General features: G+C 52.3%; 16 protein-coding genes. 6 read left to right on the forward strand and 10 right to left on the reverse strand.

All coding sequences use genetic code 11. The features are described from left to right. Nucleotides 1-8 precede the first annotated feature (8 nt). Together glnL and glnA are read right to left on the reverse strand one after the other, a co-directional pair. Complete coding sequence (gene glnL, locus OGV71_RS09270; protein ID WP_003028636.1) at nucleotides 9-1,058, reverse strand: nitrogen regulation protein NR(II); 1,050 nt, start codon at nucleotides 1,056-1,058, stop codon at nucleotides 9-11. Nucleotides 1,059-1,339: 281 nt separating this feature from the next. Next, nucleotides 1,340-2,749, reverse strand: a complete 1,410-nt coding sequence (gene glnA / locus OGV71_RS09275) for a glutamate--ammonia ligase (protein ID WP_003028638.1) — start codon at nucleotides 2,747-2,749, stop codon at nucleotides 1,340-1,342. 380 nt (nucleotides 2,750-3,129) lie between these two features. Between glnA and typA the strand changes: the two genes are divergently transcribed. Then, the gene (typA, locus tag OGV71_RS09280) at nucleotides 3,130-4,953 is read left to right on the forward strand and encodes a ribosome-dependent GTPase TypA (protein ID WP_003028641.1); all 1,824 of its coding nucleotides are present in this window, start codon (nucleotides 3,130-3,132) and stop codon (nucleotides 4,951-4,953) included. A gap of 70 nt (nucleotides 4,954-5,023) precedes the next feature. On the opposite strand, the gene ompL is transcribed toward typA, so the two are convergent. The 8 genes from ompL to yihU all read right to left on the reverse strand — a co-directional run bounded on the left by ompL (nucleotide 5,024) and on the right by yihU (nucleotide 14,663). After that, nucleotides 5,024-5,716, reverse strand: coding sequence for a porin OmpL (ompL, locus tag OGV71_RS09285; protein ID WP_003028643.1), 693 nt, complete (start codon nucleotides 5,714-5,716; stop codon nucleotides 5,024-5,026). A 66-nt stretch (nucleotides 5,717-5,782) separates the two neighbouring features. After that, a complete protein-coding gene (locus OGV71_RS09290; RefSeq protein ID WP_003028645.1) occupies nucleotides 5,783-7,204 on the reverse strand; it encodes an MFS transporter in 1,422 nt (473 codons plus the stop codon). Nucleotides 7,205-7,250: 46 nt separating this feature from the next. Then, nucleotides 7,251-8,633: an MFS transporter gene (locus OGV71_RS09295; RefSeq protein WP_003028647.1), complete on the reverse strand. Its 1,383-nt coding sequence runs from the start codon at nucleotides 8,631-8,633 to the stop codon at nucleotides 7,251-7,253. 45 nt (nucleotides 8,634-8,678) lie between these two features. Further along, nucleotides 8,679-10,715 carry an alpha-glucosidase gene (locus OGV71_RS09300; RefSeq protein WP_204583130.1) on the reverse strand — a complete coding sequence of 679 codons (2,037 nt, stop codon included), beginning with the start codon at nucleotides 10,713-10,715 and terminating at the stop codon, nucleotides 8,679-8,681. Nucleotides 10,716-10,763: 48 nt separating this feature from the next. Then, the gene (locus OGV71_RS09305; protein ID WP_204583129.1) at nucleotides 10,764-11,606 is read right to left on the reverse strand and encodes an aldose-1-epimerase; all 843 of its coding nucleotides are present in this window, start codon (nucleotides 11,604-11,606) and stop codon (nucleotides 10,764-10,766) included. A gap of 18 nt (nucleotides 11,607-11,624) precedes the next feature. After that, entirely contained in the window at nucleotides 11,625-12,866 is a 1,242-nt protein-coding gene (yihS, locus tag OGV71_RS09310; protein ID WP_003028654.1) for a sulfoquinovose isomerase, read from the reverse strand. 14 nt (nucleotides 12,867-12,880) lie between these two features. After that, a complete protein-coding gene (gene yihT, locus OGV71_RS09315; RefSeq protein ID WP_048220082.1) occupies nucleotides 12,881-13,756 on the reverse strand; it encodes a sulfofructosephosphate aldolase in 876 nt (291 codons plus the stop codon). Between the two features lie 10 nt (nucleotides 13,757-13,766). After that, nucleotides 13,767-14,663 carry a sulfolactaldehyde 3-reductase gene (gene yihU, locus OGV71_RS09320; protein ID WP_008323155.1) on the reverse strand — a complete coding sequence of 299 codons (897 nt, stop codon included), beginning with the start codon at nucleotides 14,661-14,663 and terminating at the stop codon, nucleotides 13,767-13,769. 166 nt (nucleotides 14,664-14,829) lie between these two features. Here yihU and OGV71_RS09325 point away from each other — a divergent pair, with 166 nt between their 5' ends. The 5 genes from OGV71_RS09325 to dtd all read left to right on the forward strand — a co-directional run bounded on the left by OGV71_RS09325 (nucleotide 14,830) and on the right by dtd (nucleotide 18,568). Next, nucleotides 14,830-15,726 (forward strand): sugar kinase, encoded by an 897-nt coding sequence (locus tag OGV71_RS09325; protein WP_204583128.1) that lies wholly within the window; start codon nucleotides 14,830-14,832, stop codon nucleotides 15,724-15,726. Nucleotides 15,727-15,759: 33 nt separating this feature from the next. Beyond that, entirely contained in the window at nucleotides 15,760-16,563 is an 804-nt protein-coding gene (locus tag OGV71_RS09330) for a DeoR/GlpR family DNA-binding transcription regulator (RefSeq protein WP_003847907.1), read from the forward strand. 105 nt (nucleotides 16,564-16,668) lie between these two features. Next, a complete protein-coding gene (yihX, locus tag OGV71_RS09335) occupies nucleotides 16,669-17,268 on the forward strand; it encodes a glucose-1-phosphatase (RefSeq protein WP_003028663.1) in 600 nt (199 codons plus the stop codon). Next, on the forward strand, nucleotides 17,262-18,134 hold the full coding sequence (locus tag OGV71_RS09340; protein ID WP_003028669.1) for a virulence factor BrkB family protein: 873 nt from the start codon (nucleotides 17,262-17,264) through the stop codon (nucleotides 18,132-18,134). Before yihX ends, OGV71_RS09340 begins: the two co-directional genes overlap by 7 nt. After that, nucleotides 18,131-18,568: a D-aminoacyl-tRNA deacylase gene (gene dtd, locus OGV71_RS09345; RefSeq protein WP_003028671.1), complete on the forward strand. Its 438-nt coding sequence runs from the start codon at nucleotides 18,131-18,133 to the stop codon at nucleotides 18,566-18,568. Before OGV71_RS09340 ends, dtd begins: the two co-directional genes overlap by 4 nt. The last annotated feature ends 7 nt before the right edge of the window (nucleotides 18,569-18,575 follow it).

The following is an 18,575-nucleotide window of genomic DNA, read 5'->3' on the forward strand; positions in this document are numbered from 1 at the left end:
ACGTCACCTTATTTCCTGATAGGCAGGTAAACCGAGAACTCGGTATGACCCGGCCAACTGGTAAATTCAATTTTGCCGGAATGTTGATCAATTAAATTGCGGGCGATGGATAATCCAAGCCCGGTACCGCCTTCGCGACCGCTGACCATTGGGTAGAACAGCGTGTCCTGCAAATGCGAGGGAATACCCGGACCGTTGTCCTCAACATCAATCCGTGCCGCCAGGCGATAACGTACGCCGTGCAGCGTGAGCTGAAACGCGGTGCGGGTACGCAGAATGATCTCACCGCCTTCCGCTCCCAGCGCCTGCAAAGCGTTGCGCACGATGTTTAACAGAACCTGCTCGATCTGGTCCGGGTCGTGCAGTAATTCGGGCAGACTCGGGTCGTAATCACGAATCAGCGTGACGTTTTCCGGGAGCTCCATTGAGACCAGCGCCACCACGCGCTCCGCCACCTTGTGAATACTTTCCGTGACATGCATGCCAGGCTGTTGTGGTCCCAGCAGACGGTCGACCAGATTACGCAGGCGGTCGGCCTGCTCAATAATGACTTTGGTATATTCGGTCAGCGCCGGGTCCGGAAGTGCTTTGCTGAGTAGCTGCGCTGCGCCGCGTAATCCACCTAAAGGGTTCTTGATTTCGTGCGCCAGACCGCGCACCAGATCGCGGGCGGCAATCTGCTGGGCGTGCTGGAGCTGCTCCTGACTCAGACGGCGCTGGTTATCCATTGGCGCCATCTCCAGCAGGATAAGGCCATCAGGCAGCCTCTGAGCGGTCACTGACAGGATATGTGAGTGGCTGTCTATCACCAGCGTCACTTCGTTATCCGTAAAGCCCTGGCCTGCTTCCAGGCTCTCTCGCATCAGTCCGATGTTTAAGGAGAAATAACTCAACAGATCGGGAAGCGGTGTACCAAACAGTTTGCGGGAGCTTTGGGCGAGCAGCTGCTGTGCCGCCGGATTGGCGTAATGTACCGCCAGCTCATCGTCGACGAGCAAAATGCTGTTGATTAAAGAATTGAGGATCTGCCCAGCATCGGGCAGCGTGCCGGTTGCCATTCAGCAGTCTCCTGAAAAGTGTTGCACCAATTTAGTGCATTATAGCTTTTTACATCAAAAAAGCGCGAGAAAGCAGGTTGTTAGTGGAGAAAAAAGCCCATCCTGGGATGGGCTACAGATGACTGGCAAACGCAGATGCCGGATGGCGGCTTTGCTTTATCCGGCCTACAAGGTGATGTTACCGGTAGGCCTGATAAGCTTGCGCCATCAGGCGTCCTATCATTCGCCATCGATCTCAAGCCTGCCTGAGCAGGCTAAAAGTTCCACGGCAACTCAAACGATTAAACGCTGTAGTACAGCTCAAACTCTACCGGGTGCGGAGTCATACGCACACGGTCATCTTCTTCGCGACGCAGCGTAATGTACGCATCGATCGCTTCATTGGTGAACACGCCGCCTGCAGTCAGGAACTCACGGTCCAGATCCAGTTCTTTCAGTGCTTCTTCCAGAGAACCAGCAACCTGTGGGATCTCTTTCGCTTCTTCTGGCGGCAGGTCGTACAGGTTTTTGTCCATGGCTTCGCCCGGGTGGATCTTGTTCTTGATGCCGTCAAGACCGGCCATCAGCAGTGCTGCGAAGCACAGGTATGGGTTAGCAGCCGGGTCCGGGAAACGCACTTCAATACGACGCGCTTTCGGAGAAGCAACAACCGGAATACGGATAGAAGCAGAACGGTTACGGGCAGAGTAAGCCAGCATTACCGGCGCTTCGTAGCCTGGGACCAGACGCTTATAAGAGTTAGTGGTCGGGTTAGCCAGGGCGTTGATCGCTTTAGCGTGTTTGATTACGCCGCCGATGTAGAACAGCGCCTGCTCAGACAGACCCGCATATTTGTCGCCAGAGAACAGGTTTACGCCGTTCTTGGACAGGGACATGTGGCAGTGCATACCAGAACCGTTATCACCGAACATCGGTTTTGGCATAAAGGTCGCGGTTTTACCGAAACGGTGCGCAACGTTGTGCACGACGTATTTGTAGATCTGAATTTCGTCCGCTTTTTTGGTCATGGTGTTAAAGCGGGTCGCGATTTCGTTCTGGCCAGCGGTCGCCACTTCGTGGTGATGCGCTTCAACAACCAGGCCCATCTCTTCCATGATCAGACACATGGTAGAACGGATGTCCTGAGAAGAATCTACCGGAGGAACCGGGAAGTAACCGCCTTTCACACCAGGACGGTGACCTTTGTTACCACCTTCGTATTTGGTGGAGGAGTTCCATGCGCCTTCGATGTCATCGATTGCCACGTGGGAACCGGAAATAGACGCGCCGAAACGGATGTCGTCAAACAGGAAGAATTCTGGCTCTGGCCCGAACAGAACGGTGTCTGCGATGCCGGTAGAACGCAGATACTCTTCAGCGCGTTTTGCGATGGAGCGCGGGTCGCGGTCATAGCCCTGCAGTGTACCGGGTTCCAGGATATCGCAACGGATGATCAGGGTAGATTCTTCATAGAACGGGTCGATGAGTGCAGTCGACGCATCTGGCATCAGAACCATGTCTGATTCGTTAATGCCTTTCCAGCCACCGATTGAGGAGCCGTCAAACATTTTGCCTTCTTCAAAGAATTCGGCATTTACCTGATGAGCAGGAATAGTGACGTGCTGTTCTTTACCTTTGGTATCAGTGAAGCGTAAATCAACAAACTTCACTTCGTGTTCGTTCAGCATCGTCAAAACGTGTTCAGCGGACATACTTACTCTCCCGGATTGGTCATGGTCGTCGTGGTAACGAAGTCTTCAATTCTGCAAAAAATTGGCCGTGTCGCCGTAAAAAATATAAAGCGAAATCTGTGCCAACTTTTAAATTGCCCCTAAAAGGCGTTATCATGCGCACTATCGTGCAAAGGGGCTGCACCATGAAGGTTGCATTGCACCATTATAGTGCTTTAATGTGAACATTAAGCACCATATTGGTGCAAAGCATGTCAGATTACCCCTTTTAACGCTCCGTGAATGTGATCACAAAGAAACTCTGCAATACTTGTTTGCGGAGGATGTTTGTGATCCTGTTTTGTACTGCGATTAATCCGTGTACAATAACGCGCTATTTCTAAAATGCCTGAGGCAAAGTTGTGATCGAAAATTTGCGTAACATCGCCATCATCGCGCACGTAGACCATGGTAAAACGACCCTGGTAGACAAGCTGCTCCAACAATCCGGTACGTTCGATGCACGTGCTGAAACCCAAGAGCGCGTGATGGACTCCAACGATTTGGAGAAAGAGCGTGGGATTACCATCCTCGCTAAAAACACCGCTATCAAATGGAATGACTACCGTATCAACATCGTTGATACCCCGGGGCACGCCGACTTCGGTGGTGAAGTTGAACGTGTAATGTCCATGGTCGACTCCGTGCTGCTGGTGGTGGATGCAATGGATGGTCCGATGCCGCAGACGCGCTTCGTGACCAAAAAAGCCTTTGCCCATGGCCTGAAGCCAATTGTTGTTATCAACAAAGTTGACCGTCCTGGCGCTCGTCCTGACTGGGTTGTTGATCAGGTATTCGACCTGTTCGTTAACCTCGACGCTACCGACGAACAGCTGGACTTCCCGATCGTTTACGCTTCCGCGCTGAACGGTATCGCAGGTCTGGATCACGAAGATATGGCTGAAGACATGACTCCGCTGTATCAGACCATCGTTGATCGTGTACCGGCTCCGAACGTAGACCTTGATGGCCCGCTGCAGATGCAAATCTCTCAGCTGGACTACAACAACTACGTTGGCGTAATCGGCATCGGCCGTATTAAACGCGGTAAAGTTAAACCGAACCAGCAGATCACTATCATTGATAGCGAAGGCAAAACCCGTAACGGTAAAGTCGGTAAAGTTCTGACTCATCTGGGTCTGGAACGTATCGAGAGCGATATTGCCGAAGCCGGCGATATCATCGCAATCACCGGTCTGGGCGAACTGAACATCTCCGACACCATCTGCGATCCGCAGAACGTCGAAGCGCTGCCGGCTCTGTCCGTTGATGAACCGACCGTAACCATGTTCTTCTGCGTAAACACCTCTCCGTTCTGTGGTAAAGAAGGTAAATATGTTACCTCTCGTCAGATCCTTGACCGCCTGAACAAAGAGCTGGTGCACAACGTTGCGCTGCGCGTTGAAGAAACCGAAGATGCGGATGCGTTCCGCGTATCCGGTCGTGGTGAGCTGCACCTGTCTGTTCTGATTGAAAACATGCGTCGTGAAGGTTTCGAAATGGCGGTTTCCCGTCCGAAAGTTATCTTCCGCGAAATCGATGGCCGTAAACAAGAGCCGTTCGAAAACGTAACGCTGGACGTCGAAGAGCAGCATCAGGGTTCTGTCATGCAGGCTCTGGGTGAGCGTAAAGGCGACCTGAAAAACATGAATCCAGATGGCAAAGGCCGCGTACGTCTTGACTACGTGATCCCAAGCCGTGGTCTGATCGGTTTCCGTTCAGAATTCATGACCATGACTTCCGGTACCGGTCTGCTGTACTCCACCTTCAGCCACTACGACGATGTTCGTGCGGGTGATGTGGGTCAGCGTCAGAACGGCGTACTGATCTCTAACGGCCAGGGTAAAGCAGTTGCGTTCGCACTGTTCAGCCTGCAGGACCGCGGTAAGCTGTTCCTGGGTCACGGTGCTGAAGTTTACGAAGGCCAGATCATCGGTATTCACAGCCGCTCTAACGACCTGACTGTAAACTGCCTGACCGGTAAGAAACTGACCAACATGCGTGCGTCCGGTACTGACGAAGCAACGGTTCTGGTTCCGCCGGTTAAGATGACTCTGGAGCAGGCTCTGGAATTCATCGATGACGACGAACTGGTAGAAGTTACTCCAACCTCTATCCGTATTCGTAAGCGTCACCTGACTGAAAACGATCGTCGCCGTGCAATGCGTGGCGCGAAAGAAGAGTAATTAACGCTCTTTCTCAGGTAAGAATAAAAAAGCCGCTGATTATCAGCGGCTTTTTTTATCATCAGCAGTATCAGAAGAAATACTTTGCCCCAACACGAATCTGGTTTTGTTCGCGATGATAAGGTTCAACATTGCGATCTAACCAGCGTAATTCCAGGTAGGGCAACCAGTGTTCATTGATCCGATATTTAAAGGTATTGGTAATTTCCCAGTGATGATCTTTTCCGTTGCTGCTATTGAAGTCATTGACTCGCATAAAATAGTGTGGTTCAAAGGTATAGGAAAATTTATCGGTAATGGCAAAGTTCCAGTAGTTACCTATTTCATAGGTATCATTATTATCCAGGTCACCGTTCAGGTCGGTTGAACTGTAGTTATTATGGTTATATCGATTACGCACGGTAAGATTAAACCATGGTGTAAATTTATAGTTAACATCCAGATAAACAGCGCCGCCAGAACCAATACTCTTATCGTTTATTAGCCCGCCAGGTTGGATTGTTAATTTATCTGTCGGTTTAAATAACGGATACCAGCCCTCTATTTCGTTATAGCCGTGTTTTAGCTCATCTTTGCGTTGCATCGTGTAGGTGTTGGTGAGCATGATACCAGCGCCCATGTCAGAGTTATAACCGACGCGCATCATGACCTCTATTTGATCGGACGCCAGGTTATATGCTTCGCGGTTTTCTACATAGGCTCCAGCGAAAGCAGAGGTTGATACCACAGAGGATAAGAAAATTATTGTCGTTAATTTTTTCATGATAAATCCATTTTTTAAGCGTAGGGAGGCCGCCATCCATTTGGATGGAATAGGCGGCTATTATTTTTATACGTTTACAGCAGAGGTATTCTTTTTATTGGTAATAGGGTCCGGTTGGATGTTGTTTTTCTTCCGTTGGCTGATTTCCTCAATAATAAAAGCAAAACGTGTTTCGTTGAGTTTATAAAAGAAGCCCATTGTGAGTGCTGCAATAATTGCAAGTCCGCAAGGCCAGAGAAAAATGAGTTGACGCAAACCGAGCAGGGTAGCATCGCTCTGGGCTATGTTGGGGATATAACCGATTTGTGTCAGCATAATCCCAGGCAGGAAGCCTGCGAGCGCCGCGGAAATTTTGCGCGAAAAGGTATAACCCGTATATACCGAACCTTCCGCACGGATCCCCGTCTTCCATTCGCCATAATCGACCGTATCCGGAACCAGCGCCCAGTTCAGGCTGTTAACAAAAGCGGTTCCGAAGAAGGCCATGCAAGAAAACATCACGAATAAAAATGACGTGCTGCCCCAGAAAAAGTTCAGCACATCGCCGATTGCCCATAGCGCCAGACCGCCGAGGTAAACCTGTTTTTTACCGAAGCGTTTTACAGCTGTGGGAACCAGCAGTACCCCAACCAGAATGCATCCCATGCTGAAGAAACCCATCCACGACAGTAGATGTATATCGTTCAGCACGTACTGGGTGTAATACACCTGAATCGCCAGCTTAATGTTGAATGCCGCCAGCGTGCACAAGTTGGCAACACATAGCACCAATAGTGGAGGGTTACGGAAAATGGCGCAGAACGATTTGAGAATACTGGGTTTATGGTGATCCGGTACGATTTCGATATAGCGTTCCTTCACACCGCTAAAGCACCACCACATACTGAACAGTCCGCAGACAGAGAAGAGCAGTGCGGCAATCAGATAACCCAGCGAAGGCGAACTGACAAATAGAGCCTGAATTGGCATAAAGCCAACGGTACACAGTAACAGGCCTACGGTAGCGCCGCCCTGACGCCAGGCGGCGAGCTGAGCGCGTTCATGTGGATTTTTAGTAATTGCAGGCACCATCGCGCCGTAGGAACAGTTCATCAGGCTATAGAACAGGCCGAACAGCATGAACAACACCGTTGCCAGCCCCGTTTTCACTGTTAGCGTAAATCCTGTCGCTAAAAACTGCGCGCTGGCGACGACGGCGACAGGAAATGAAGCATATAAAATAAAGGGTCTGAATTTCCCCTTTGCGCCAATATTACGCCTTGAGTCCAGCAACACGCCGGTCAGAATATCGGTGAAGGCGGTGAAGAACTTCGCCACCAAAAAGATAATCCCACCGTACCAGGCCGGCATCCCTAGTTCATCGGTATAAAATTTAAGCAGATACAGCGTGCCGATACACAGCATCAAATTTGAGCCGAAGTCACCCACTCCGTAGGCGAATTTTTCACGCAGGCTCAGTTTTAGCGTTAGCGGATCATGAAAAGACATAATCGCTCCTCAATAGCGCCCCGTAGAGCGCTATTCATTATTATTATCAAACGGTTTGTTTACGCGCTTCTATCTCTTCAACGATGCGGACATACATCTTCTCGTTAAGGTTGTAGAAACAGCCCATAGCTACAATGGTGATCACCGCCAACGCGCAGGGATAAATAAAGATCAGCTGACGCAACCCTTCGACCGTACTGGCAGATTGCACCACGTTGGGGACGTAGCCGATTTGCGTCAGCATCCAGCCGGGGAAGAATCCTGCCAGCGCTTGTGACACTTTACGAAAGAAGGTGAAGCCGGTGTATACCGTACCTTCCGAACGTACGCCGGTACGCCATTCGCCATATTCCACCGTGTCGGAGACCAGCGCCCAGTTCAGGCTGTTGACGAATGCTGAGCCGAAGAACGCCAGGCACGAGAAAGCGACAAAGCTGACGGAACCGCCGCCAAAGAAGTAGTTAAGCAGATCGCCCGCGACCCAGATCAGCAAACCGCCGATGTAGACCTTTTTCTTGCCGAAACGTCTGACCATTCCCGGCATCAAGAAGACACCGATGAAGATACAGCCCATGCTGAAAAAGCCCATCCAGGAAAGGAGGATCGGGTCGTTCAGTACGTACTGGGTGTAATAGACCTGAATCGCCAGCTTGACGTTAAACGCGCCAAGTGTGCAAAGGTTGGCAACGCACAGAATAAACAGCGGGCGGTTACCTGCGATCGCGCGGAAGGATTGCAGCAATCCCGGTTTTTGCGCGGCATCAACGGGTTTCACTTCCACATAGCGTTCTTTTACCCCGGCATAGCACAGCCACATAAACAGCAAGCCGAACAGAGAGAATAAGGTGGCGGCGAAGATATAGCCCAACTGTGAGTTGCCTTCGATCAGGTTCATTACGGGCACAAAACCGACGGTGCACAGCAGCAGGCCAAGAGTGGCTCCGCCCTGTCGCCAGGCTGCCAGCGAGGCGCGTTCGTCCGGGTTTTTGGTGATCGCGGGGACCATCGCACCGTAAGAGCAGTTCATCATACTGAAGAACAGTCCGTACAGCATAAACAGTACCGTTGCCATCACCGTTTTACCGGTGACTTCAAATGGTGTACCGACAAAGTTCGCAATCGCCAGCAGCGTCACTGGAAATGCGGCATACAGAACGAACGGGCGGAATTTGCCTTTCGGGCCGATTTTGCGGCGCGAGTCGAGCATAATCCCAGTCCCCATATCGGTAAACGCGGTAAAAAACTTGGCGATAAGGAAAATGATACCGCCATAAGTTCCAGGTAAACCAAGAACATCGGTATAAAACTTGAGTAAATAGAGCGTACCTATGTCCAGCAGGATATTGGAACCTAAATCACCCATCCCATAGGCGAGTTTTTCTTTGAACGGCAAGCGTAGGGTTGCCGGATTAGAAGAGGTCTGACTCATTATTATTCTCCATGTGCCCGTGAGTCTCCTCACGGGCGAGCCGTATTAGATGTTGCGTAAAGTGGCAAACAGTGACGCCCATTCGCTCTTCGCGCGATAAAACACCGGAGGCTTGCCAATCGGCGCATCCACGGTAATTTCACCGCCCTGGTAAGTTTCCCCGGTCCAGACATTTATCCAGCTATCTTCCGGCAGATACAGGGTCCAGTCGGACTTGCCTTGCTCGTGAACTGGCGCGACCAAAAGATCTTGTCCCAGCAGATACTGATATTTCAGGGTATAGGTACGCGCATCGTCTTCGTAATGCAGGAACAGCGGACGCATCACCGGCAGACCGGTAGCGCTGTTTTGCGCGACGGCCTGTTTGAGATACGGTTTCAGGGTGGTAAACACGGTGGTCATTCGTGCAAAGTGGGCGATGGTTTCAGCATCACCATCAAACTGCCAGTTATCGCCTGGGCGGTTACCCTCGTGGGTACGCATCATCGGCGTGAAGGCGCTGAAGTCACACCAGCGCAGCAGCAGTTCTTTGCTGCGTTTCATGTCAAACAGGGTGGTGTAGCCGCCGATATCGCTGTGGTGCAGACCGTGACCGGTCATCGCCAGCGACAGCGCTGCAGGAACGACGGAAGCCAGACCGTCGTCAAGGCTCCAGTCCACGTTCTGATCGCCCGCCCACATCATGGTGGAGTATTTCTGGCTGCCGGTGTAACCCGCACGCATAAAGAACAGGATCTCGCCGAGTTTGCAGGTCTCCTGTAGCGCTTCGTAGTTACATTTCGCCCACAGTGCGGGCCAGGCGTTGTGCATGATCTCGGCGCTGACGCCGTTGTGCAGATACGTATCTGTCGGCAGGTATTCGCCAAAATCTGCCATCCAGCCGCCGCAGCCCAGTTCGATCATGTTTTTCTTGATGACCTCTTTGAACCAGTCGTAGGCTTCCGGGTTGGTCAGATCGACCACGCCGCCGTAAAACTCGCCAAACTCTACGAGGTAATCGCCGCCGGATGCATCTTTCGCCAGATAACCGTGTTTGGCCGCTTCGGCACAGAGATCTTTATCGCTGGCAACATACGGGTTGATGTAGGAGAGGAACTGCACGCCTTCTTCTTTCCACTGCTTAATACGGCTATCCAACTGCGGATAATTGTCGCTGTTCCATTTCCAGTTCCACATCACGCGCTTGCCAAAGGAGGTCATGCGGATCCCGGACCAGTCCTGCGCCCAGATGCCGTTTACTTTCACGCCTGCGTTACGCATGGTGTCCAGTTTGCTCTGGCAAACCTCAGTACCGCCCTGAATACCGAGCGTGACGCCATCGTAGATCCAGTCCGGCAGCTCCGGCTGGCGTCCTAACAGCGCAGTCAGTTTTTCCAGCAGAGAGATGTAGGTATCAGCGCACTCAAACCGCAGGGTGGTTTTGTCCTCCCACAGCGCCAGTTCGTGATACTCCGGCGCGCTGAAGTCGAAATTCATATAGCAACTGTTATCAACGTGGCAGTAGTACTTTTGCGTGCTGACGAAGGTCGGCTGTGGGAAGAAGGTCCAGTAGTAGTCGCCGCCGGCGTTCTCTTTACAGTCGGCTTGCCAGGTGACATAGCTGTTTTTGTTTCGGCCCACGCCCTGTTCGCTGGTCCACAGCGGGAACGGCTTACCGCGTAAGTCGAAATAAGAGAACTGTTCGCCACAGCCGTAAATATGATCGTCCGCCCTGGCGGCCAGACGCAGCCAGATGCGGTTATGGTTGAGATCGCCGTTGTGCAGATCCAGCTTCAGGCGACCCTGTTCATCGGTGGAAATATGCAGCGTGGCGTTGATGGTATCACCGCGGCTGAAATGCACCCGCCAGCCGTCTGGGGACTCGCTTACCGTGGCGCCAGTTAGAGCAATCTTCTCATTGAGCCTGTCTTTAATGCTGAAGTTGCCGCGAAACATGTCAATGTCGGCAACGCCAGCGCCGACCCACAGGCAGGGCGTTTCTGTGCTGTGGCGTAAAATCAGGCGCTGGTGGTACGTTAAAGCAAATCCATCAGGTAATGATGTGAGTTCTATGGCGGTTGACCGTTGTTGTAGCGAATTCATTGTCGTCTCCGTAAAAATAGGGTAATTCGGTAATTTGTCGGAAATCTGTTATTCACTGCCGATTAAAAAATGCATCTGATGTTGTTCTCCGGGCGCGAGATGAATCAGGCTAATTCCGGAGTTAAAGGCGTCAGGCGGGCAGGTCATCGGTTCAACCGCCAGGCCACGCCGTGCTAATTTTTCGCCGGTATACACTTGCAACCAGGGCTGGTGGCTGCGTAAAAAAGTGGACATGTTTTGCGATGGGCTGGTCATCCTGACTTCCCACTCAGCGTCAGGTGGCATAGTCCTGAACGTATGATCGATAGCGGTCTGCGCAATGCGTTGCGGCTTGGTGAAATATCGTTCATCACATGTTTCTTCACTCACCGGGAGTGTTAATTCACAGTCATCAATAGGTTGCAGATTGCAGGTCAAATAGGGATGTGCTCCCGCGCCATACGGCGCGATTTCGTCACCCATATTCTGTGTGTGGATAAAAACGTGCAGTCCACGGGTTGCCTCCAGTCGGTAAATCACCTCTGAAACCAGCGCGAAGGGATAACCATAAGAAGGCGGCAGAAAAATCGTCAGCGACACTTCCGATGCCGACTGCTGGTTAATCTGCCAGTCCCGCCAGGCCAGTAACCCATGAATGGCGGTATGTGACACTGAGTCGTTAACGGCAAGCTGGTAATCCTTGCCGTTATAGTGATAGCTGCCGTCTACAACGCGGTTTGGCCAGGGGATTAACACTTTCCCCAAGTGTGCTAGCGGCATTTCTTCCGGTTTGTGGGGAATAACGATATGACGTCCACGGTGCGTCAATTCCGCTAGCCCAGCGCCAACCGTGACGATTTTCGCCTGATAGTGTCCGGCCTGAAGATGAATGGTTTTTCCACCGCTATGCATGGCAGCCCACCTTGTTACTTATTTAGCGTTGATATCCAGCAGACCGGCGGCAACAGCCGGAGCAAGGCCCGGAGCCAGCGGCAGACGTGGGATCACCAGGCAGTGCAGCAGGTGATAAATATCCTGCTTGCCGTCCCAGACTTTGGTGGTCACCTTGTTATCGGTGTCCAGCTCCTGCCACCATGAACCGGTCTCGTAATCCATCAGGTAGGTGATGCAGTAATCCCACCATTTCTGGTACCAGGCTTCGTACTGGCTGTCGCCTGTGAGGGTGTACAGGGCGTAGGCGGTACCCATCGCTTCGACTATCGGCCAGCGCACTCTTTCGCGAACGATCGGTTTGCCATCCCAATCCACCGAATAGACAAAACCGTCTGCGCCGTCCGGTGCCCAGGCGTCGCGGATAGTGGCGTGGAAAAGTCCTTTTGCATCTTCCAGCAGCCAGGCAGGAGGCGTTTCGAAGCGAGCTTCCAGCGCGGCATGTAGATGCAGCATCAGGCGGCCCCACTCGATCCAGTGACCCGGCGTGCCACCGTAGGCGCGGAAACGGTGAGCTGGGTTGTCCTTGTTGTAATCGCGGATTGGATTCCACTGTGAATCGAAGTGTTCATTGACGCGGTACTCCCCGCTACGGGCCACGTCGTGAATAATCACCGAAGCGATACGCAGTGCGCGATCGAGCCATTTACGGTCATGAGTCACGTCATACACGATCAGGAAAGCCTCGACCGCGTGCATGTTAGCGTTGCCGCCGCGATAATCTTCTGTCTGGCTGAAGGCTTCGTCCCAGGACTCCAGGCACATTTGTTCGTCTTCGCTCCAGAAGTACTTCTCAATCACCTCGATGGCGTCATCCAGCAATTTTCTGGCCTGTGGATGACCGGTAGTGACCGCGCTTGCCGCGCCAAGTAAGACGAAGAAATGCTGATAACCCTGCTTGGAGGCATCCATCACTCCTTCGTCATTGACGCAGGCGTACCAACCGCCGTAGCGTGTGTCGCGTAGCGCGCCGTTCAGCGCCTTAATGCCGTGGTCGACGAGTTGATATGCACCTGGGCGACCCATGGAGGCGGCAACGGAATAGACGTGCAGCATGCGGGCGGTGATCCACAGATGTGTTCCCATATCCGCTCTGACCTGACCACTGTTTCCTAACCAACCAAACCCGGTGGGCACCGCCGCGTTCTTACCAAAGTTAAAGATGCGATCGGTTTCTTGTTCCAGCCAGCGGTTGTGGCTTAGGGTGTTAAACCATTTCATGCTTTGATCCTCTATTAGCGGCGGGCCATCATTTCGTCGACGATATCGCCCAGACGCTGCAACTTCGGTGCGGAAACATCACGCAGCATCAGTTCGGTATCCGGCAGACCCACGACGGATGACCAGACCGCACGCCCGGCCAGGAAGCCGGATGCGCCTGCGGTCATTGCTACGCTGACCGCGCGTGGGAACAGTTTTTCATCCACACCAGAGGAGAGAATGACCCACGGCATGCTGATGTTTTCATTCAGGCGCTGAGAGGCGCTAAGCAATTCCTGTTGGGTTCCTTTGCCGTACAGCGGCATTTCGACCTTGTAGAGATCGGCACCGCTGTCGCCCAGCTCTTTCGCGGCATCGATGATGGCCTGTTCACGGCAGAACTTATCGCCACGACGCGGTGGGCGAACAACCGGCTCGATGATGCTCAGCAGCCCATTGGAATGGCATAACTCATTGAATTCTTTCACCATGTCCAGGCGCTGTTGGGCATCTTCATCGCTACGCCACAGCACCAGCAGTTTGAGAGCCTTAGCACCATCTTGCTTCACAGCCTGCGGGTTGATTTTTTTATCAATCACTACGCTATCGACCGGAATTCCGTTACCCGGAATAAACTCATCAGCGGCCACAATCATGGCGCAGCTTTTGGCTACCGCGTTTTGCTCTACAACCTGACGGTAGCAGAACTGCTGATCGACCAGAATGGCGGAGGCATAGGGGGACAGGATCTTTGCCGCATTGACTTTGAAATCGGTCAGCACGCTGTCATTGACCGGGGATTTTGCTCCCGCTGCGGCAAACATTAAGCGCATGGCTTCGCGCTGATCGACCGCCAGCATGGCAAAACCGCCAGAAGCTCGGGTGATATCTTTCAGGGTGTACTTCGTCATTGTTCAGTCCTTACTTATCTGTGTGTTTATTTAGCCCGGCGGATGCGCGAACCTGTTCAAGAATGGCCGTCCAGTCTTCCCGGCCACGGCCAGCGGCGCGTGCCTGGTTATAGACTTCGCGGGAGGCGGCACCGAGCGGCATCGGCACATGTAGTTGGTTGGCAACGTCCAGCGCGATGCCAAGATCCTTGTGAGCTAAATCGATCATGAAGGCCGGGGAAAGATCGCCTTTCAGCACTTTGTTCGGCCAGGAGGTAGTGAAGTGGCCTTTCCCGGCGGGAGTGCCGCTCATGACTTGCAAGGCCACATCGAAGGAGAGGCCGAGCGCTTCGCACAACACGGCGGCTTCAGCAGACAAGGCGTTTAACGCGATGCTCATGTAGTTGTTGATGAGCTTGACGCGAATGCCCATGCCGGGACCGCCTGCGTTGATCAATTCATTACCCATCGCCATCAGAACCGGTGTGGCGCGTTCTACCTGCTGTGCCGTTCCACCTGCCAACAGCAACAGCGTTCCCGCGATAGCGTGATCGGAGGTACGTCCAACCGGGCAATCCATCATGTCGAAGCCTTTGTCACGCATATCGGCGATCAGTTTGTCGGTTTGCAGTGGGTGAATAGTCGACATATCAATCACTAATGCCTGTGGGGAAAGGCTTTCACAGATACCCTGCTCGCCGAACAGTACGCTGCGCACCAGATCGCCGTTTGGCAGCATTGTGATGACAAATTCTGCCCCTTTTACTGCCTGAGCCGGGCTGCTGGCAGGTTGGGCTCCTTTTTCCACCAGGCGCTGAACGGCATCCGGGTTAACGTCAAAGACGCTGAGTTGATGACCCTGCTTCAGCAAGTTGCTCGCCATGGGTGAACCCATCTGACCTAATCCGATAAATGCTATAACTGCCATAACGTTCTCCTGAGACGTGGATGTCATTTTTTGTCATTTAAGGCCGTTTATTTTTGTCTGTTTTTGATCGTATTTGTAATTTATGGTCAAAAAATTGACAGCCGTCACTTTTTAAACATTTTGTGAAATTAAAATGATCCCATCTTGAAACGCCTAAGGAATGACCATGATTCGTATTGCTTGTGTAGGTATTGCCGTGATGGATCGCATCTATTACGTGGAAGGTTTACCGACCGAAGGAGGTAAGTATGTGGCGAAGCGTTATACGGAAGTGGGCGGCGGGCCTGCTGCAACGGCCGCAGTGGCCGCAGCGAAGCTGGGCGCGCAGGTGGACTTTATTGGCCGTGTGGGCGATGACGACACCGGAAATAGCCTGCTGGCAGAGCTGGAATCCCTGGGGGTAAACACCCGCTACACCCGGCGCTATGCGGGGGCAAAGTCTTCGCAATCGGCAATTATGGTTGATGCGCAAGGAGAACGGATTATCGTTAACTATCCCAGCCCGGATTTACTGCCGGATGCTGCCTGGCTGAATGAGATCGATTTTTCCCAGTGGGATGTGGTGTTGGCGGATGTTCGCTGGCACGAAGGTGCCAGGCAGGCGTTCACGCTGGCGCGTCGGGCGGGAGTGATGACGGTACTGGATGGTGACGTCACGCCACAAGATATCAGCGAGCTGGTGGCGTTGAGCGATCATGCGGCGTTCTCTGAACCGGGTCTGGCGCGTTTAACCGGGATAAATGATTCTGAAGCTGGACTTAAACAAGCAAAAACGCTCACAAATGGTCATGTCTATGTGACACGAGGGAGCGAAGGCTGTGACTGGATAAAAAATAATACGTTGCAGCATCAATCTGGATTTAAAGTCGATGTTGTGGATACTACGGGAGCTGGGGATGTTTTCCACGGTGCGCTCGCATTCAGCCTGGCTGACGGCGATGCTCCAGAAGAGGCCGTCAGGTTTGCCTGTGGGGTTGCTGCGTTAAAATGCACTCGCCCGGGAGGAAGGTCCGGAATCCCTGACTGTGATCAAACCCGATCTTTTCTGTCACTTTTTGTATAAAATGCCAGGGCAATGGTTTTTCGAGGAAATTTCATGAGTCTTACCGAACTGACCGGTAATCCGCGACACGATCAACTGCTTATGCTGATTAGCGAGCGCGGTTATATGAATATCGACGAGCTGGCGAGCCTGCTGGACGTGTCCACGCAAACTGTGCGTCGTGATATTCGTAAACTCAGCGAGCAGGGATTAATTACGCGTCATCATGGTGGCGCGGGCAGAGCCTCCAGCGTGGTGAATACGGCGTTTGAGCAGCGTGAAGTTTCCTGGACGGAAGAGAAGAAGGCCATCGCGGAAGCGGTGGCTGACTACATTCCCGATGGATCAACGGTGTTTATTACCATTGGCACCACCGTTGAGCAGGTGGCCCGCGCGCTGTTAAACCATAATCATTTGCGCATTATTACCAACAGCCTACGCGTGGCGCACATTCTGTATAACAACCCACGTTTTGAAGTTATGGTACCAGGTGGAACGTTACGCCCGCACAACAGCGGCATCATTGGCCCTTCTGCTTCAGCATTTGTGGCTGATTTTCGGGCCGACTATCTGGTTACCAGCGTTGGCGCGATCGAAAGTGATGGCGCGCTGCTGGAGTTTGATGTCAATGAAGCCAGCGTAGTGAAAACGATGATGTCCCATTCAAGACACATTCTGCTGGCAGCGGATCATACGAAATATACGGCTTCTGCCGCGGTAGAAATTGGTAACGTGTCTCAGGTGACAGCGCTGTTTACTGATGAATACCCAGGTCCGGCATTGCACAATTTACTCCAGTCACAGCAGGTTGAAATTGTGCAGGTGAGTCCTTCACAGGATGATGCTCTGGCCGTGTAATTCTTCCCAATGATGGCCCGATAACTTCGCAGCCATCACTCTCGCATAGTCAAACTTCTCCTTTCCCGCTACAGTTATTCATCCACGGCGAATAAGGAGAAGGGCATGCTCTATATCTTTGATTTGGGTAATGTGATTGTCGATATCGACTTCAACCGCGTGTTGGGCACATGGAGCGATCTAAGTCGTGTACCGTTGGCTTCGCTAAAGCAAAGTTTCACCATGGGGGAGGCTTTTCACCAGCACGAGCGAGGTGAAATAACGGATGAAGCCTTTGCCGAGGCGCTATGTCATGAGATGGCGCTGCCGCTAAGTTACGAGCAGTTCTCTCACGGCTGGCAGGCCGTTTTTGTCGCCTTGCGCCCTGAGGTCATCGACATCATGCAAAAGCTGCGTGAGCAGGGGCATCGGGTGGTCGTCTTGTCGAATACCAACCGCCTGCACACCACGTTTTGGCCGGATGAATATCCCGAGATCCGTCAGGCTGCTGACCATATTTACCTTTCCCAGGAACTGGGCATGCGTAAACCGGAAGCGCGGATTTACCAGCACGTCCTGCAGTCTGAAGGTTTTTCTGCGCACGATGCGGTCTTTTTTGACGATAACGCCGATAATATTGAAGGGGCTAACCGATTAGGGATCACCAGTATCCAGGTCGTCGATAAAAAGACCATTCCTGACTATTTCGCGACGTTGTTATGCTAAAAAATGTTCAGCAGCAAGCCAGGCATCATACGCGTCCTGTACGAGACTGGCTGAAGCTATTATGGCAGCGGATTGATGAGGACAATATGACGACGCTGGCAGGGAATCTTGCCTACGTTTCGTTGCTCTCATTAGTGCCGCTTATTGCCGTCGTATTTGCGCTTTTCGCCGCATTTCCGATGTTTTCCGACGTCAGTGTCCAGTTACGTCATTTTATTTTCGCAAACTTTATCCCGGCGACGGGAGACGTCATTCAACGTTATATCGAACAGTTTGTCGCCAACTCGAACAAAATGACGGCAGTCGGGGCATGCGGGCTGATTGTCACAGCGTTATTGTTGATGTATGCCATTGATAATGCGTTGAATACTATCTGGCGCAGTAAGCGTACTCGCCCTAAAGTTTACTCTTTCGCCGTCTACTGGATGATTTTAACGCTGGGGCCGCTGTTGGCGGGGGCCAGTCTGGCGATCAGCTCTTATCTGTTGTCATTGCGCTGGGCCAGCGATCTCAACACGGTGATTGATAACGTCCTGCGTATTTTCCCGCTGGTGCTTTCCTGGCTCTCGTTCTGGCTGCTTTACAGCATTGTACCGACTACGCGTGTACCCAACCGTGATGCGGTTATTGGTGCCTTTGTGGCTGCTGTGTTGTTCGAAGCCGGAAAGAAAGGATTTGCGCTCTATATCACGATGTTCCCGTCTTATCAGCTCATTTACGGTGTTCTGGCGGTGATCCCCATTTTATTTGTCTGGGTATACTGGACCTGGTGTATCGTCTTGCTAGGCGCGGAAATAACTGTCACTCTCGGGGAATACCGCAAACTTAAACAAGCCGCAAAAGAAGAAGAAGCAGAGCAACCATGATTGCATTAATTCAGCGCGTAACCCGTGCCAGCGTCACCGTGGAGGGCGAGGTGACGGGTGAAATTGGCCCAGGACTTTTGGTCCTGTTAGGTGTCGAAAGGGATGATGACGAACAGAAAGCGAATCGCCTGTGCGAGCGTGTACTCGGTTATCGAATCTTTAGCGATGCCGAAGGTAAAATGAACCTCAACGTGCAGCAGTCAGGCGGCAGCGTGCTGGTGGTTTCACAGTTTACGCTGGCGGCAGATACCGAGCGTGGCATGCGCCCGGGGTTTTCGAAAGGCGCAGCGCCCGAGCGTGCAGAAGCGCTGTATGAATACTTTGTTGAGCGTTGCCGCCAACAGGAAATGAATACGCAAACCGGTCGATTCGCTGCGGATATGCAGGTTTCACTGGTTAATGATGGCCCGGTGACGTTCTGGTTACAAGTATGAACCAGCT

This window comes from Citrobacter sp. Cf088, assembly GCF_030334295.1.
Taxonomy (GTDB): domain Bacteria; phylum Pseudomonadota; class Gammaproteobacteria; order Enterobacterales; family Enterobacteriaceae; genus Citrobacter; species Citrobacter freundii.

Bases quoted from the DNA above. Each gene is read 5' to 3' on its own strand.
- OGV71_RS09340 (WP_003028669.1), top strand. From the start codon at position 17,262: ATGCTAAAAAATGTTCAGCAGCAAGCCAGGCATCATACGCGTCCTGTA.
- OGV71_RS09305 (WP_204583129.1), bottom strand. From the start codon at position 11,606: ATGCATAGCGGTGGAAAAACCATTCATCTTCAGGCCGGACACTATCAG.
- glnA (WP_003028638.1), bottom strand. From the start codon at position 2,749: ATGTCCGCTGAACACGTTTTGACGATGCTGAACGAACACGAAGTGAAG.
- OGV71_RS09330 (WP_003847907.1), top strand. From the start codon at position 15,760: ATGAGTCTTACCGAACTGACCGGTAATCCGCGACACGATCAACTGCTT.
- dtd (WP_003028671.1), top strand. From the start codon at position 18,131: ATGATTGCATTAATTCAGCGCGTAACCCGTGCCAGCGTCACCGTGGAG.
- yihS (WP_003028654.1), bottom strand. From the start codon at position 12,866: ATGAAATGGTTTAACACCCTAAGCCACAACCGCTGGCTGGAACAAGAA.
- yihU (WP_008323155.1), bottom strand. From the start codon at position 14,663: ATGGCAGTTATAGCATTTATCGGATTAGGTCAGATGGGTTCACCCATG.
- OGV71_RS09300 (WP_204583130.1), bottom strand. From the start codon at position 10,715: ATGAATTCGCTACAACAACGGTCAACCGCCATAGAACTCACATCATTA.
- glnL (WP_003028636.1), bottom strand. From the start codon at position 1,058: ATGGCAACCGGCACGCTGCCCGATGCTGGGCAGATCCTCAATTCTTTA.
- ompL (WP_003028643.1), bottom strand. From the start codon at position 5,716: ATGAAAAAATTAACGACAATAATTTTCTTATCCTCTGTGGTATCAACC.
- yihT (WP_048220082.1), bottom strand. From the start codon at position 13,756: ATGACGAAGTACACCCTGAAAGATATCACCCGAGCTTCTGGCGGTTTT.
- OGV71_RS09325 (WP_204583128.1), top strand. From the start codon at position 14,830: ATGATTCGTATTGCTTGTGTAGGTATTGCCGTGATGGATCGCATCTAT.
- yihX (WP_003028663.1), top strand. From the start codon at position 16,669: ATGCTCTATATCTTTGATTTGGGTAATGTGATTGTCGATATCGACTTC.
- OGV71_RS09290 (WP_003028645.1), bottom strand. From the start codon at position 7,204: ATGTCTTTTCATGATCCGCTAACGCTAAAACTGAGCCTGCGTGAAAAA.
- OGV71_RS09295 (WP_003028647.1), bottom strand. From the start codon at position 8,633: ATGAGTCAGACCTCTTCTAATCCGGCAACCCTACGCTTGCCGTTCAAA.